Genomic DNA, 14400 nt, shown 5'->3' on the forward strand with positions numbered 1-14400 from the left:
GGGAATCCGATGAAGATTCTGGTCATTAACGCGGGGAGCTCATCCCTGAAATATCAGTTGATTGATATGACCAATGAAGAAGTGCTCGCAAAAGGAAACTGTGAGAGAATTGGCCTTGGAGACGGTATTTTCGGCCATAAGACCGCCGACGGCCGCGAGAAGAAGCTGACGGTGGACATGCCCGATCACATTGCGGCGTTCATGCAGGTCAAGAACGCTTTGGTAGACGCCGAGGTGGGCGTGATCAAAGATCTGTCCGAGGTCACCGCGGTAGGCCACCGCGTGGTGCAGGGCGGCATGAAGTTCATGAACTCCGTTCTGATCAACCAGGAGGTTATGGATACCATCGAGGAGTTGATCCCGCTGGCCCCGCTGCACAACAGCGTAAACCTGCAGGGCATTCGCGCCTGCCAGGAGGTTTTTGGCGAGAAGGTTCCGCAGATTGCGGTATTCGATACGGCCTTCCATTCCACCATGCCGCCTGAGGCTTATATTTACCCGATTCCTTACGAGTATTTTGAAAAATACCAGATTCGCCGCTATGGCTTCCACGGCACCTCTCATCGTTTCGTCAGCGAGCGCTGCGCAGAATTGATGGGCAAGCCGATGTCAGAGTTGAAGATCATCACCTGCCACCTGGGCAACGGTTCCTCCATCGCCGCTGTGGATCAGGGCAAGGTTGTGGATACCAGCATGGGCCTGACCCCTCTGGACGGCTTCATGATGGGTACCCGCTGCGGCAGCTTGGATCCCTCCGTTGTCACCTTTATTCAGGAGAAAGAAAATCTCTCTGCGGAGCAGATGAGCGACATCCTGAACAAGAAATCCGGCCTTCTCGGCATTTCCGGCATTTCCAGCGACGACCGCGACGTGACCAAGGCCGCGGAAGAGGGCGTGCCGAGAGCGATTCTGGCCCACAAGATGCTGGTGTACCAGATCAAGAAGTTCATCGGCAGCTACGCGGCAGCTATGAACGGCTGCGACGCCATCGTGTTCACCGCCGGCCTCGGCGAGAACCAGACCGATCACCGCCAGAAGGTCTGCGACGGCCTGACCTATCTGGGCGTGAAAGTATCGAAAGAGCTCAATGAGAAGATGATCCGCGGCAAGGGCGGCAAGATCTCCGCTCCCGATTCAAAGGTGCAAGTGTTTGTCATCCCCACCAACGAAGAGCTGGTTATCGCGCGCGATACCAAGGAGATTGTCGGCAAGCTGTAATATCTCGTCAAATGCCTTGCGGCGGAGAATGCATTCTCCGCCGCTTTTATTTTTTTCTGCCTGTAATTTCATTGTCACGGAACAGCAGAGAGATGCACCATATTCCGGCAAGGCCCACGAGCGTATAGATGATTCGGCTGATGATCTGAGTCTGCCCCTGAAACGCCCAGGCAACAATGTCAAATTGGAATACACCGATCGAGCCCCAGTTGATTCCCCCGATGATCAGGAGGATAAGAGCAATCATGTCCAGCATTGTGTTTCCGCCTTTCAAAAAGATTTTGTTTGATTTAGTGTAATCCAAAAAGAGAAAAATATGCGATATGCGCAAGAGTGGGCAAGAAGGTTGAATAGCCGCTGCCGTTTATTGTACAATAGAACAATAAAATACAAGGAAAAGGCGGAGGAAAAATATGAAGACAAGAGAAATAGGAGAATCCGGGCTGATTACCGGTGTGTTGTCTTTGGGAGCGTGGGCCATCGGTGGCGGGAGCTGGTGGGGCGAGAACGATGATTCTCTTTCCGTGCGCGCCATCCACTGCGCGTTGGATCAGGGCATGAACTGGATCGACACCGCGCCGGTCTACGGCTTTGGGCACAGCGAGGAGGTGGTGGGCCGCGCGTTGAAGGGCCGCAGAGAAAGCGCGGTTCTCTCGACCAAATGCGGCCTGCAGTGGCGTGATGCCAACGGCACCAACCATTTTGAACGAGACGGCCACAATGTGTACCGCAATCTTTCCGCTCGTTCCATCCGGCAGGATTTGGAGGACAGCCTGCGCCGCCTGCAAACGGATTACATCGATATTTATTACACCCATTGGCAGGCCCCGGAGGGCGGCGCGCCGATCGCCGAAACGATGGCGGAGCTGTTGAAAATGAAGCAGGAGGGCAAAATCCGCGTAATCGGCGCTTCCAACGTGACGACGGCGCATCTGGACGAATACCTGAAATACGGCAAGGTAGATGTGATTCAGGAAAAATTCAGCCTGCTCGACCGCCGTGTGGAGGCCGCGCTGCTGCCTTACTGCGAGCAGCATAAAATTACCCTTCAGGCGTATTCGCCGCTGGAGCAGGGCCTGCTGACCGGCAAAATAACGATGGATTACGAGATTCCGGCAGGCTCTGTGCATGAAAACAAATTCTGGTGGATGCCGGAGCATCGCCGGTTCGCGCTGCAAATGCTGAACGGCTGGCTCGACCTGACGGAAAAATACGGCTGCACGCTGGGGAATCTTGTGATCGCCTGGACGGCGGCCCGCAGCAAATACCTGAACGTGCTGGGCGGCGCGAGAAAGATGGAGCAGGTGAAGGAAAACGCCAATGCAGGGGAGCTTGTGCTGGAGCAGGCAGATTTGGAAAGAATGACGCGCGACGCCGACGCGGCGATCGCAAACGCGGAATAAGCGCAGCGATTGCGTATCAGCGGGGAAGGGCTTTTCCCATCAATCAGTTTGCAAACAGCCGCCGACGGCCATATCGGCGGCTGTTTGCAATAAAAGAGGGCGGGTATCATCCGGCCATACCGTTTCAGGCAGAAGCGCTTTCATACTGAAATGAGCGGGCGATTCGGAAAAGCGCTGGAATTGCCAAAAAAGAGGGAGATTTTTAGGGAACGTTGTCTTTGCATGTCAATTGAAACCTCTTGTGAAAAATGATATATTTAATAACTGGTATGACCATAACACCAATTTATTCGATCCAAAGAGGGGCGTAAATTTCCAATGAAGTATTTAAAGCAATTAATGATCATCTTAGTTACCTATGTTGCGGGACAGGTGGTGCAGACCGTGCTTCATCTGCCGGTTCCGGGCTCTGTTATCGGTTTGATCCTTCTCTTTCTAGCGCTCCGCAAAGGAATCATTAAGGTAGAGATGATTGAGGATGTGTGTGAATTTCTGCTCTCGAATATGTCTTTTTTCTTTATTCCGGCCGGAGTGGGGCTGATCACCTCGTTTGCCGCGCTAAAAGGGAATTGGGTCGGCTTTCTCACCATTTTAATCACTTCAACAGCAGTGGTTTGGATTATAACGGCATCTGTCATCAGGCTATTCAGAAAAGGAAACTCCCATGAATGAAATTACCCATTCCCCGGTATTCGGTGTGCTGCTGTCGCTCATCGCTTACGAAACAGGCACTTATATCAATCAAAAAAGTAAGCTTTCCATTTTCAATCCTTTGCTGATCGCCATAGCGATTGTGATTGTTTTTCTTACGAAGCTGAATATCAGCTATGAAAGCTTTAACGCGGGCGGCCAATTCATCTCATTCTTTTTATATCCGGCGACGATTGCTTTGGCCCTGCCCATGTATAAAAGATTCTCTTTGTTTCGGGAAAACGCGCTGCCGATCCTTACAAGCGTTTTATGCGGCAATGTCTGCGGAATGACTTTTGTCATCCTGAGCTCCAAACTGTTTGGAATATCGGATGTGCTGACCAGATCGCTGATTCCCAAATCCATTACGACGCCGATTGGAATTGCCGTTTCACAACAGCTGGAGGGAATCCAGTCGGTTACCGTCGCAGCGATCATCCTTACCGGTATCATCGGTTCGGTGTTGGGCCCGGTTTTATACAGACTCTTTAAAATGGACGACAGGGTTGCGTTTGGCATTGCGATCGGGGCGTCCTCCCACGCGATCGGCACCGCAAGGGCAATGGAATTGGGAGAAATCGAGGGGGCGATGAGCAGCCTGACCATGGCGGTTTCGGGAATTACCACGGTGTTTTTGGCGCCGGTGATATGGAATGCGTTTGTTGTATTTTTTCATTAAACCATACGGAGGAAGTTTGATATGCGTTACTCTGGAATTGTTTTCGATGTGGACGGCACTCTGCTCAACAGCATTCAGGATCTTGCCGATTCCATGAATTTTGTATTGAGCAGACACAGATTCCCTATACACGACACAGAAAAATACAAGCAGCTTGTCGGGAACGGCATGAGGGCTCTGGCAATCTCCGCTCTGCCGGAGGAAGAACGCGAATCGGAACAAGTAGACCGGTATGTAGAGGAACTCGAAAAGCAGTATGAAAAAAAATGGAACCAGTCCACAAAGCCCTACCCGGGAATCGAGGAACTGCTCCGCCGCTTGGAGAAATCGGGAATACGGATGTTCGTGCTGTCCAATAAGCCGCAACGCTTTACCGAAGAAGTGATAGAGGCTTTTTTCGGAGCAAAGCGCTTTGAGCTGGTTTACGGCGCCAGAACGGGTATACCGAAGAAACCGGATCCCTGCGCCGCGCTCGAAATATCCAAGCGTTCCGGAATTCCGGTTTCGGACTTTCTGTATCTTGGTGATTCGGGGGTCGATATGAAAACGGCGGATGCGGCCGGCATGTATGCGGTGGGCGCGGCATGGGGATTCCGGGCGGCGGACGAACTGTGGAGGAACGGCGCCAAGGCAGTGATTCAAACTCCTTTGGAGCTGATTGAGATCATGAAATGACGAGCGAAATCCAGATCGCCCTTTCGCTGGGAACCCCTCCGGTTTTTCAGCCGTGATTCCCGAACGCGCCTTTCCTGCCTGCCGACTGCGCCGTTGGTGGTTCCCCGTGCGCTTCAAAGCGGTTTCGTTATGAAGCTTGTTTTGCATAAAACAGAGTTTCGGGAGGATTAAAATGTTTCGCGAAATTAAAAATACAAAGGTTTTCGAGCAGGTGATCGAGCAGATAAAGGAGATCATTCAAAACGGGGAATTGAAATGCGGCGATCAATTGCCTTCGGAAAGAGACTTGTGCGAACAGCTTCATGTCAGCAGGACTTCGGTCAGAGAGGCTTTGAGGTCTTTGGAGATGCTGGGGATCATTGAGTGCAGACAGGGGGAAGGGAATTTCATCCGGGAATCCTTTGAGGACAGTCTGCTGGAACCCATTTCAATCACCTTTATGCTGCACGGGAGCAAAACGAATGAGATTTTGGAATTGAGAAAAATCATCGAGCCGGAAACAGCCGCCCTGGCGGCAAAGAACATCAGCGTCGCCGAGCTCCAGGAAATTAAGGAGCTGATCCTCTTACTCAATCGCGAAGATGATTCTGAAAAGAGCGCCGAGATCGATAAAAAAATCCATTATAAAATCGTGCGGGCGTCGGGAAATGGCCTTGTGATCAATGTGATGTACGCGGTGTCCAATCTGGTGGACAGGTACATTGAAGCTGTGGTCGCGAACCTGTTCCAAACCCCGAAGAACAAAAGCATCGTCAAAGAGCAGCACGAAGCAGTCGTCAGAGCGATTGAAGCCCATGACGCAGCGAAGGCCGCCGCGGCAATGCGAAAGCATCTGGAGTATACAAACGATTTTATCAGCAGCTCGATCCTCCAAAACCAAAATGATTAAAAGGCAAAAAGAGCCGCAGGATTCTGAAAAATCCTGCGGCTCTTTTTCTTACAGGGAAAATATCCTTGCGGGAAATGACTCATCCGGAAAGTGCTTTGGTCAGCCGGCGGATTTCTGCCGCTTGATCACCTTCAGGCGGGAGAATTCCTCTCTGTCCTTTTCTTCCAGTGCGTCGGTAATGAACTTTACGGTCTCCTCAAAACGCGGAATCATAATGTTCTTCAGCGCGTTCGCGCGCTTCTGTGTCTTTTTTACATTGTCGGCCAGGCGGTAAACGCTGTTTTCTACCTCGGCCAGCTCCGCGGTAAGATACTTTACCTCCCGGAACTTCAGGTAGGCGTTATCCATCATGGCGTTTGTGTTCATCAGGCCGTAGTTGAGCGTGGGGGGCGTGTGCTCGAGAGACACCATGGGGATCTCTACGCCCATAACGCTGCGGTACGCCACATTCAGGTTGTCGTCGTAGGGGACGGTCTCCGCGATCTTGTCGCAGATACCCAGCGTAACGTTGGCCATCTGCAAAGCCGCGTAGGCTTCCTCATATGTTTTGTCGATTTTATCCTGAAGCTCGTTGGCCCGCTCAATCAAAGCCATCATTTCGCGGATCAGAATATTGCGCTTACGGTCCATCAGCTCAAAGCCGGTGCGGGCCAGACTAAGCGATTTCTTGGTGGCAAGAAGATTGCCCTTGGTTGGTACGATTTGAATCGCCAATGCCGCTCACCTCGCTTAGTTATTGGTGGTTCCGTTTTCTTCCTCGTCCAGCTCGTTCGGGTCCTTCGCCGCAGTTTCCGGATTGTAGAACTGGTTCAGAACCGCGTCGTCCACACGATCCAGCTCGGAACGGGGCAGGGTAGAGAGCAGCCTCCAGCCCAGATCCAAACTCTGGTCGATGGTTCTGTTTTCGTTGTGCCGCTGGGTCAGGAACTGCTGTTCAAACAGCTTGCCGAAGTGCAGATACTGTTTGTCTACGGGGGAGAGCTCTTCCTCACCGATAACGGAGGCCAGCGAACGGGCGTCCATTACCCTGGCGTAGGAGGCGAACAGCTGATTGGAAAGCGCGGAGTGGTCCGCGCGGGTAAAGCCTTCGCCGATACCGTCCTTCATCAAACGGGACAAGGAGGGCAGAACGCCGACGGGCGGGTAAATCCCCATGCTGTCGAGCGTTCGGTCCAGAACGATCTGGCCCTCGGTGATGTAGCCGGTCAAATCAGGCACGGGGTGCGTTACGTCATCGTTGGGCATGGTCAGAATCGGGATCTGTGTGACGGAACCGGTTTTACCCTCCACCATGCCGGCGCGCTCGTACAAAGAGGCAAAGTCCGAATACAAGTAGCCGGGGAAGCCCTTTCTGCCGGGGATTTCACCCTTGGAGGAGCTGAATTCGCGCAGTGCTTCCGCGTAGGAGGTCATGTCGGTCATGATGACCAGAATGTGCATGTTCAGCTCAAAGGCCAGGTATTCTGCGGTGGTCAGCGCGCAGCGGGGCGTCAGGGTACGTTCAATAATCGGGTCGTTGGCCAGATTGATGAACATGACAACCTTCTGCAAAACGCCGGATTCATCGAACGAGCGGCGGAAATATTCCGCAACGTCGTTCTTTACGCCCATGGCGGCGAACACGATCGCAAAGTTGTCGCCATCCGCGCCGGTGATCTTTGCCTGGCGGGCGATCTGCACGGCCAGCTCATTGTGAGACATGCCGGAGCCGGAGAAGATCGGCAGCTTTTGCCCGCGAATCAGGGTCATCAGCGTATCGATGCTGGAAACGCCGGTGTTGATGTAGTTGACCGGGTATACGCGCGACACCGGGTTGATCGGGGTGCCGTTGATATTCATGCGCTTGCGCGGGAAGATGTTGCCCAGGCCGTCGATTGGCCGGCCGGAGCCGTCGAACACGCGGCCCAGAATTTCGGGGGAAAGGGGCATCTCCATGGGGCGGCCGCGCAGACGTGTGCGGGTATTGCTCAAAGAAATGCCGCGGGTTCCGTCAAAAACCTGAATCACCACGCGCTTGCCGTCCATCTGAACGATTCGGCCCTGGCGCATGGTGCCGTTGTCCAGACGAATGTCGACAATTTCTTCAAAAGAGGCATTTTCCACATCGTCCAGCACAATCAGCGACCCGTTTATTTCTTTGACGCCAATATAATCAAGAATCATAAAAAAACCGCCTTCTTTCCGTGGGGCCGAATCAGTTGTTGATGATCTCCGCCACGGTGTTATCAATTTCTGCAATATAGTCATCAAACAAGTCCAGCTTGTCGTTCGGTACATCGTACTTCATCTTCACCAGCTTGTCAAACAGACCGGACTGCATTATGCTGGAAATGGGAACGGACGCTGCAATGAGCTGCCGCGATTTTTGGTACAGGTGCAAAATAACCTTCATCATCAGCTTCTGCTTTTCCAGCGGCACGAAGGTATCTTCGGCGTGGAACGCGTTCTGCTGCAAAAAGCCGACGCGGATCAGGCGCGCGATTTCAATAACGAGCTTCTGGTCATCGGGCAGAACGTCCGAACCGATCAGCTTCACAATTTCCATCAGCTTGTTTTCTTCCTGAAGAAGATTGTTGGTCTGTCTGCGGTACTCCAGAAAATCCTCGCCCACATTTTCTTTGAACCAATCCTGCAGGTCGGCGGAATATTCGCTGTAGCTGGTCATCCAGTTGATCGCCGGGTAATGTCTCGCATAGGCAAGGTTTTTGTCCAGCGCCCAGAAGCAGCGGGTAAAACGCTTGGTGTTTTGGGTAACAGGCTCGGAGAAGTCCGCGCCCGCCGGGGAAACCGCGCCGATGATCGTAATGGAGCCATCGGTGCCGTTCAGGTTTTTGGTATAGCTGGCACGCTCGTAGAATTCCGCCAGACGAGAGGGCAAATACGCCGGGAAACCTTCTTCTGCGGGCATCTCTTCCAAACGGCCGGAAATCTCACGCAGAGCCTCCGCCCAGCGGGAGGTGGAGTCGGCCATCATGGCCACGTGGTAGCCCATGTCGCGGTAATACTCTGCCAGCGTAATGCCGGTGTAAATGGACGCTTCACGCGCTGCCACAGGCATGTTCGAGGTGTTCGCGATCAGGGTGGTGCGGTCGGTCATGGGCCGGCCGGATTTCGGGTCGATCAGCTCTGAGAATTCCTGCAGAACCTGAGCCATTTCGTTGCCGCGCTCGCCGCAGCCGACGTAGATGATAATATCCGCGTCGCACCATTTGGCCAGCTGGTGCTGCGTCATGGTCTTGCCGCTTCCAAATCCGCCCGGGATAGCCGCGGTGCCGCCCTTGGCTACAGGGAACAGGGTGTCGATGACACGCTGACCGGTAACCAGCGGAATTCTGGGCTGCATGCGCTCCGCAACCGGGCGCGGGGTACGAATGGGCCACTTCTGGCAAAGGGTCAGCTCATGCTTGTTTCCCTTTGCGTCGGTGAGCTCCACAACGGTGTCGTTAACGCGGTATTTTCCGTTTGCGGCCACCTTCGTCACGGTGCCGCTCAGCGAGGGCGGTACCAGGCACTTATGCCGTATGATTTTTGTCTCCGGGCATTCGGCGTAAACGTCGCCGCCTGCAAGCTTGTCGCCCACCTGTGCGGTAACGGTTACTTCCCACAGCTGGTCGGGGTCAAGCGCGGGCACGTTGCTGCCGCGGGAGATAAACACAGAGCCGGAATCGTCCGCAATCTTCTTCAGAGGGCGCTCGATTCCATCGAAAATATTATCCAGAATCCCTGGGCCTAGCGTAACATTCATGGGGCTGCCGGTACCGAATACCGGCTCGCCCGGACGCAGTCCGGTGGTTTCTTCATAGACCTGAATGGTGGTCACTTTATCGGTAATGCCGATGATTTCACCCACCAGACGTTCCTTGCCGACGAATACCATTTCCATCATGGAAAAGCTGCGCGAATTTCTAACTGTTACGACCGGCCCGTTAATACCATAAATTACATCTTGGTTCTCCATCTTCAATCATCTCCGTTATCGTTGGTATTACGGCTCAGACCACAGACATTCCAGAGGTTTCTTCAAACCACTCCTGCTGTGATTCCAGCATCGTGTCCAGTGTTTCATCGGCCATGATGCCTTTTTCGGCATGAAAGGCGCGAACACCGCCGATCAGAATATCCTGATCCGCCTGAACAGTGCAGTCTTTTGCGAACGCCTGCCGGAGCAGATCCTCATATTGCAGATCATCCTTTTTCACGCAGAGAACCGTGCCGGATTCCGGGAACAGCTCGGAAAGGCCGCGGGTATACTTCTGCAGCAGGGAAGGATATTGAGCGGACTTGGTGTAATCGATCAGGCGGTTCTTCGCCTTGTCGAACACCTCCTCTTCAATCTGCCTTCTCTTCTCCAAAAGCTGCTTGCGGGCATTCATTTCGCGGTGCGCAATGTCCCGCACAATTTCATCCCGCATGGCAGTCATTTCGCCCTGAATGAGCTGGTACGCCTCGTGCAGCACCTGGCGCTCCGCTTCTTCCAGCTGCGCCTGCTTGTACTCAGCGATTTCCTGTTCGATCTTTTCCCGCTGTTCCTGCGCGTAATGATTGATAGCAGTACTAAATTTACTTAATTTTTCATCATTAGAAGCCATAGTAACCCCCCGTTCCGCCGCCTTGGCGGTTTAAATTTTTACTCCGATTGCCTCGCGGACATAGCGGGTAATAGAATCCTTGGTACGGCCATTGCCGTGACGGTCGGGTATTTCAACGATCAAAGGGCGTTTCAGGTTCAGCTTTAAATCGTAAACCAGCTCGGGGCACATGGAAATCAGGCGTTCGGTCATCAGAATCACCGCAACATCCTTCATTTCAATGGCGTCGTTCAAAGCCTTGCGAACCTCACCGACATCGTGCGCCAAAATGCCGGGAATACCGGCCAGGCGCATTCCTACCAGCGTGTCTGTGTTGTCGCTGATTAAGTAAAATCGCATGTCAGCACCTGCTTTCCTTTGTTTCAAACTCTGAAAAGACCGCTTAAATCTTATTCAGAATCAGGATGGAAATCAGCAGGCCGTACAGGGCGATACCTTCGCCAAGCGCAACGAAGATCAGGGATTTACCGAAGGATTTGGGGTCTTCTGCGGTAGCGCCGATCGCGGCGGGGGCTGCGGCGGCAACGGCAATACCGCCGCCAACGCCGGAGAGGCTGGTTACAAGGGCGGCGGCCAGCAGGCCCATGCCCTCTTCGCCTACGTTGGTGCCGTCGTTTGCGGCGGAGGTGGTGGCGTTTGCGGGCTCATCGGTAGCGGCGTTTGCAACGACTGGAACCGCAACGGTAACAGCGCATACAATCGCAAAGGCAGCCAACTGAGTGATGACGGCGGATTTTACCTTTTTGCCGTTCTTTACCGCTCTGAGGGTGAGGAAAACAGTGACAATCAGTGCCGCGATCGGGAGAATAAACAATACGTAGTTCATAAGATTTGCCTCCAAATATAATGTTTTTTAATTTTAACCGCTGGGAGCAGAAGCGGGCTTATGCCTGATTCTGCTCCTGGCGAGCGGACACAGGATGGAAAGGACGGCCGTTGCCGTCAAAAAAGCGGCTGAACATTTCATAGAACTCCAGCCTCAATACCTGAATGCCGGCCAGCAGCGCCTCCAGCGCCATGACAAAGATATTGCCCAGAACGAGAACCAGTAAATACCCAATCCCGGAGGACATCTCCGCCAAAGTAAATACGACCATCATCATGCCCGCGTGCACCAGAACGAACGCGCCGACACGAAGGAAGGACATGGTGTTGCTCATGTAGCTGAGCAGGCATTCAAACAGCTCGAAAAAGCTCTGCGTGAGGTATTCGCCCCAGCTGGCAGGCTGCCAGTGCTTGTGGCCCTCCACAATGCCGCTTAACACCTCCTGAAAGAAAATCAGCAGCAGCGGGAAAACGATAAAGCAGAGCACATACGGCGTGGTGACGACATTCCAGCCCATCAGAATTTGACCGCCGAGGCCAAACACGACTGAGCCGTAAAACAGCAGGCCGGCCAGCCCGTTCGGGCCGAACAAAGCGTTGCCGTACCTCTTTTTCTTGATGCTGGAGTAAATATTAATCAGCATGGCGATCAGCACAAGGGAGACGCCGATGCCGACGGCCGCGTAAATAATAAGATTGGTCGTGGCGGGGTGCATTACCTCTACGGGCTTGTCGTCAAGGCCGAACAACGCGTGGTAAACCGGGTTGAGCGCATGCTCAAAGCCGAACACCGAGCCGAAAAGAAAGCCGAATACCGCGGAGGAAAGGCCGCAGGGGATCAGGATTTTGCCGAGCCGCATGCGGAGCTTGTTCCACATGTACAGGCCAATCAGAGAAACACACAGCCCCTGCCCCAAATCGGCAAACATGATGCCGAACATCATGATATAGGTGATCCCGACGAAGATGGTGGGGTCAACCTCGTTGTAGGCGGGCAGGCCGAACATTTCCACAAAGAATTCAAACGGGCGGAACAGCTTGGGGTTTTTCAGCCGGACGGGCGGGGAATGCTCCAACTGCGCTTCCGCATTTTCGAAGGAATACTCCACCGATTCCAATGGTTCTAAAGACTCCCGGAATCCATCCTCATCCTTTGCGGGAATCCACCCGGTGAGAACGAAGCTTTCGTGGTAGCGGGCGCCGTAATGGCGGATGCCGAAATAAATGCTCTTTTCTTTCAGATGATTAAAGATCAGCTGGCATTTTTTCTGCTCCTGCTGCCAGTAGTCCTTCAGCTTTTCATCCGACTCCCGAATCAGGGCTTCCGCCGCGCGGCGCTGCTCCAGAAGCGATTCAATCGTTTGCTCCGGCGTACCGCTGAAGCCGGTCAGATTGATTCGCTTGAAAAACAGGCTGGAAAAAATCCGGTCTATTTCATCAATCTGCTCGGTGGGGGCAAAATAAGCGCCCCAATAAGAGGTTTCGTCGCTGGAGTTTGGAAAGAACGCCATATAAGGATTATCGTTATAAAGAGCGAGTTTGTTATAGCTATCCTTCGATAAAACACCAAAACGCACCTGAACAAACTTGCAGTCCGGAATTTTTCCAAGATCCACGTCCATGCCGGTAAAATGGGCCAGCTCCTGCAGCGAGGCGTCCAGCTCCTGAATTTTTTGTTCAGAATCGCTTTTCTGCTTCAGACAATCTTCGATATAAGAGGAAAACGCTTCCGCATATTCCAGCAGAACGCGATCCTCTTCCTCCGTATTGCAGTCGGGTGCCCCCTCAAAGGAGAGGGGATGCCCGATCTTCGCGCAGGCATCCGAAAGCTTTTGCAGAGAAGCCGTGTAGGGGTTATCCTCCCCGATCGGAACAAAGGGCGTTGTATCGGAGTAGAACGAAAGAACGTTGTCGGGATGAAACACTTCGGATTGACCGCAGCGAAGCGTCACCTCATCCAGTTCGTTCATTCGGCCGATAATACTGGCCATTTTTAGTTTTTGTACAGCCAAACAGCACCACTCCTTTCGTTAAAAATCAGAAAAAGCAAGCAGCTTTTTTATTTCTTCCGGCGGGAGATGATAGCGGATTCCCTCTACAATATTGATGATGTCCATCAGCTCGATCTGCAGATAGAAAATATAAGACAGCATGATAACCGACGCGTGTACAGAAAAATGGAGGTCATGCTGGCAGATCTTGTACAAAGCGCGCTCCGCCAGCTGATCGGCAAAATTGTACTCGATTTTGCTGGTCTTTTTGCCGATTCTCGTCTGTGCCAGAAGTGAGCGTACCTCCCCGGCGTCCCGAGCCTGAATCATTTTTTCAATTTGGTCCTTATTGAGGGAGCCGAATGGAAGAAGATTGCTGCGAATGTAATCCGGGCCGGCCTGAAAATACGTTTTAAAGCGCAGAATGCGGGCAAAGTTGTTCAGATCGAGATAAAGATCGACAATCTGCCGCAAATCCTGTTTCATGCTTTTATCCCGCAGATGCTCGATGGTCTCGTACAGCCGGCTGTACAAATAGGTGTTCAGCGCGTTTTCTGCGGCGGTAAAGTCGATGGGGTTGTCGTAAGTGGGGCGGAACGACTCCAGCAGCATCTGGTACGGCGTGTGGGCCAGTGCGGCAATGATGCTGTCGAAATTCTCCGCGCTCGAAAGCCGGACAAGATCCAGCCGCGAATGAATGGCAAGAGTGGCCGGCATGGAGAAAAAGTATTCCTTTGTTTTGTCGGCGTTCAGGTGCAGCAGCGCGTTCAAAATCTGCTCCACCTCACTGCGCTGCAGCAAATAGGTGGCCAGCGCGTCGCTGATGGAGATTTCGTAACGGCACAGGGCCGCCGAGTCCGCAAGCAGCTTGTGCTTGAGCCGGTTTTCCAGCTGGCCGCGGTGCACTTCTCTGTCGTTCATTCCCGCAAGCACCTTATCGTAATCGGTGTTTGCGGCAAGGTACCGGGCGATTTCCGTCACGCTTTTGCAGTTGAGCATTTCCTGGTAGTTCCGGGCGGTCAATCTGCGCCCGTACATTGCGCGGGCCTTCGCCGAAACCACATTGGAAGAGAGATGGGAAAGCATGAAATCACTCTCCTATCACATTGCGGACGATCGTATCCACCCATTTTTCGCCGTTCTGCGCATATTGCTGATCCAGCTGCTCCACCAAAGCCTGGTAGCGGTGCTCTTTGACCTGCCATGTTTTTTCCGCAGCGGCCTGCTCAAGAGGTCTGTTCTTTTCGATTCTGGCCCTTGCTCTGGCCAGGTAGCGATTCCGAATATCCTCCCGCGTTCTGGAGATTTCCTTTTCTGTGTCGGTTTTCTGTTTCTGGGCGGCGTCCGTGATCTGCCTGGCTTTTTCGTCCATTTCGATGATTTGCTTCAGCATATCGTTCATAATGACCGCACCTCCTTGATCAATAAAATCTATGTTACG

The 14400-nt window shown here is 53.0% G+C and carries 16 protein-coding genes; 6 read left to right on the forward strand and 10 right to left on the reverse strand.

The genetic code is table 11. The features are described from left to right. Positions 1 to 9: 9 nt before the first annotated feature. On the forward strand, positions 10 to 1218 hold the full coding sequence (locus G340_RS0108150; protein WP_020073159.1) for an acetate/propionate family kinase: 1209 nt from the start codon (positions 10 to 12) through the stop codon (positions 1216 to 1218). Positions 1219 to 1264: 46 nt separating this feature from the next. On the opposite strand, the gene G340_RS0108155 is transcribed toward G340_RS0108150, so the two are convergent. Continuing rightward, positions 1265 to 1474, reverse strand: coding sequence for a DUF378 domain-containing protein (locus G340_RS0108155; protein WP_020073160.1), 210 nt, complete (start codon positions 1472 to 1474; stop codon positions 1265 to 1267). A gap of 157 nt (positions 1475 to 1631) precedes the next feature. On the opposite strand from G340_RS0108155, the gene G340_RS0108160 reads away from it, so the two are divergent. The 5 genes from G340_RS0108160 (at position 1632) to G340_RS0108180 (ending at position 5554) form a co-directional block, all read left to right on the forward strand. Then, positions 1632 to 2621 carry an aldo/keto reductase gene (locus tag G340_RS0108160; protein WP_020073161.1) on the forward strand — a complete coding sequence of 330 codons (990 nt, stop codon included), beginning with the start codon at positions 1632 to 1634 and terminating at the stop codon, positions 2619 to 2621. A 318-nt stretch (positions 2622 to 2939) separates the two neighbouring features. Next, positions 2940 to 3293: a CidA/LrgA family protein gene (locus tag G340_RS0108165; protein WP_020073162.1), complete on the forward strand. Its 354-nt coding sequence runs from the start codon at positions 2940 to 2942 to the stop codon at positions 3291 to 3293. Further along, positions 3286 to 3990 (forward strand): LrgB family protein, encoded by a 705-nt coding sequence (locus G340_RS0108170; RefSeq protein WP_020073163.1) that lies wholly within the window; start codon positions 3286 to 3288, stop codon positions 3988 to 3990. Before G340_RS0108165 ends, G340_RS0108170 begins: the two co-directional genes overlap by 8 nt. Before the next feature lie 21 nt (positions 3991 to 4011). Then, positions 4012 to 4665 carry an HAD family hydrolase gene (locus tag G340_RS0108175; protein ID WP_020073164.1) on the forward strand — a complete coding sequence of 218 codons (654 nt, stop codon included), beginning with the start codon at positions 4012 to 4014 and terminating at the stop codon, positions 4663 to 4665. A 172-nt stretch (positions 4666 to 4837) separates the two neighbouring features. After that, a complete protein-coding gene (locus tag G340_RS0108180; protein ID WP_020073165.1) occupies positions 4838 to 5554 on the forward strand; it encodes a FadR/GntR family transcriptional regulator in 717 nt (238 codons plus the stop codon). A 99-nt stretch (positions 5555 to 5653) separates the two neighbouring features. Here G340_RS0108180 and G340_RS0108185 read toward each other — a convergent pair whose 3' ends face one another. Genes G340_RS0108185 through G340_RS0108225 form a run of 9 tightly spaced genes read right to left on the reverse strand, consistent with a single transcriptional unit; the run spans position 5654 to position 14361 of the window. Next, positions 5654 to 6268: a V-type ATP synthase subunit D gene (locus tag G340_RS0108185; protein ID WP_020073166.1), complete on the reverse strand. Its 615-nt coding sequence runs from the start codon at positions 6266 to 6268 to the stop codon at positions 5654 to 5656. A 15-nt stretch (positions 6269 to 6283) separates the two neighbouring features. Then, the gene (locus G340_RS0108190) at positions 6284 to 7717 is read right to left on the reverse strand and encodes a V-type ATP synthase subunit B (RefSeq protein WP_020073167.1); all 1434 of its coding nucleotides are present in this window, start codon (positions 7715 to 7717) and stop codon (positions 6284 to 6286) included. A gap of 31 nt (positions 7718 to 7748) precedes the next feature. Beyond that, positions 7749 to 9512, reverse strand: coding sequence for a V-type ATP synthase subunit A (locus G340_RS0108195; protein ID WP_020073168.1), 1764 nt, complete (start codon positions 9510 to 9512; stop codon positions 7749 to 7751). Between the two features lie 34 nt (positions 9513 to 9546). Beyond that, positions 9547 to 10143, reverse strand: a complete 597-nt coding sequence (locus G340_RS0108200) for a V-type ATP synthase subunit E (protein WP_020073169.1) — start codon at positions 10141 to 10143, stop codon at positions 9547 to 9549. Positions 10144 to 10173: 30 nt separating this feature from the next. After that, positions 10174 to 10482 carry a V-type ATP synthase subunit F gene (locus G340_RS0108205; protein WP_009064315.1) on the reverse strand — a complete coding sequence of 103 codons (309 nt, stop codon included), beginning with the start codon at positions 10480 to 10482 and terminating at the stop codon, positions 10174 to 10176. 43 nt (positions 10483 to 10525) lie between these two features. Next, positions 10526 to 10969 (reverse strand): ATP synthase subunit C, encoded by a 444-nt coding sequence (locus G340_RS0108210; RefSeq protein ID WP_020073170.1) that lies wholly within the window; start codon positions 10967 to 10969, stop codon positions 10526 to 10528. Positions 10970 to 11027: 58 nt separating this feature from the next. Further along, on the reverse strand, positions 11028 to 12980 hold the full coding sequence (locus G340_RS0108215; protein ID WP_027103923.1) for a V-type ATP synthase subunit I: 1953 nt from the start codon (positions 12978 to 12980) through the stop codon (positions 11028 to 11030). An 18-nt stretch (positions 12981 to 12998) separates the two neighbouring features. Next, positions 12999 to 14045 carry a V0D/AC39 family V-type ATPase subunit gene (locus tag G340_RS0108220; protein WP_020073172.1) on the reverse strand — a complete coding sequence of 349 codons (1047 nt, stop codon included), beginning with the start codon at positions 14043 to 14045 and terminating at the stop codon, positions 12999 to 13001. A gap of 4 nt (positions 14046 to 14049) precedes the next feature. Beyond that, on the reverse strand, positions 14050 to 14361 hold the full coding sequence (locus G340_RS0108225) for a hypothetical protein (protein WP_020073173.1): 312 nt from the start codon (positions 14359 to 14361) through the stop codon (positions 14050 to 14052). Between the last annotated feature and the right edge of the window lie 39 nt (positions 14362 to 14400).

This window comes from Faecalispora sporosphaeroides DSM 1294, assembly GCA_000383295.1.
GTDB lineage: Bacteria > Bacillota > Clostridia > Oscillospirales > Acutalibacteraceae > Faecalispora > Faecalispora sporosphaeroides.

What these genes read in the sequence shown, in the direction of transcription:
- G340_RS0108150 (WP_020073159.1), top strand. Translation starts at nt 10, where the DNA reads ATGAAGATTCTGGTCATTAACGCGGGGAGCTCATCCCTGAAATATCAG.
- G340_RS0108155 (WP_020073160.1), bottom strand. Translation starts at nt 1,474, where the DNA reads ATGCTGGACATGATTGCTCTTATCCTCCTGATCATCGGGGGAATCAAC.
- G340_RS0108160 (WP_020073161.1), top strand. Translation starts at nt 1,632, where the DNA reads ATGAAGACAAGAGAAATAGGAGAATCCGGGCTGATTACCGGTGTGTTG.
- G340_RS0108165 (WP_020073162.1), top strand. Translation starts at nt 2,940, where the DNA reads ATGAAGTATTTAAAGCAATTAATGATCATCTTAGTTACCTATGTTGCG.
- G340_RS0108170 (WP_020073163.1), top strand. Translation starts at nt 3,286, where the DNA reads ATGAATGAAATTACCCATTCCCCGGTATTCGGTGTGCTGCTGTCGCTC.
- G340_RS0108175 (WP_020073164.1), top strand. Translation starts at nt 4,012, where the DNA reads ATGCGTTACTCTGGAATTGTTTTCGATGTGGACGGCACTCTGCTCAAC.
- G340_RS0108180 (WP_020073165.1), top strand. Translation starts at nt 4,838, where the DNA reads ATGTTTCGCGAAATTAAAAATACAAAGGTTTTCGAGCAGGTGATCGAG.
- G340_RS0108190 (WP_020073167.1), bottom strand. Translation starts at nt 7,717, where the DNA reads ATGATTCTTGATTATATTGGCGTCAAAGAAATAAACGGGTCGCTGATT.
- G340_RS0108195 (WP_020073168.1), bottom strand. Translation starts at nt 9,512, where the DNA reads ATGGAGAACCAAGATGTAATTTATGGTATTAACGGGCCGGTCGTAACA.
- G340_RS0108200 (WP_020073169.1), bottom strand. Translation starts at nt 10,143, where the DNA reads ATGGCTTCTAATGATGAAAAATTAAGTAAATTTAGTACTGCTATCAAT.
- G340_RS0108205 (WP_009064315.1), bottom strand. Translation starts at nt 10,482, where the DNA reads ATGCGATTTTACTTAATCAGCGACAACACAGACACGCTGGTAGGAATG.
- G340_RS0108210 (WP_020073170.1), bottom strand. Translation starts at nt 10,969, where the DNA reads ATGAACTACGTATTGTTTATTCTCCCGATCGCGGCACTGATTGTCACT.
- G340_RS0108220 (WP_020073172.1), bottom strand. Translation starts at nt 14,045, where the DNA reads ATGCTTTCCCATCTCTCTTCCAATGTGGTTTCGGCGAAGGCCCGCGCA.
- G340_RS0108225 (WP_020073173.1), bottom strand. Translation starts at nt 14,361, where the DNA reads ATGAACGATATGCTGAAGCAAATCATCGAAATGGACGAAAAAGCCAGG.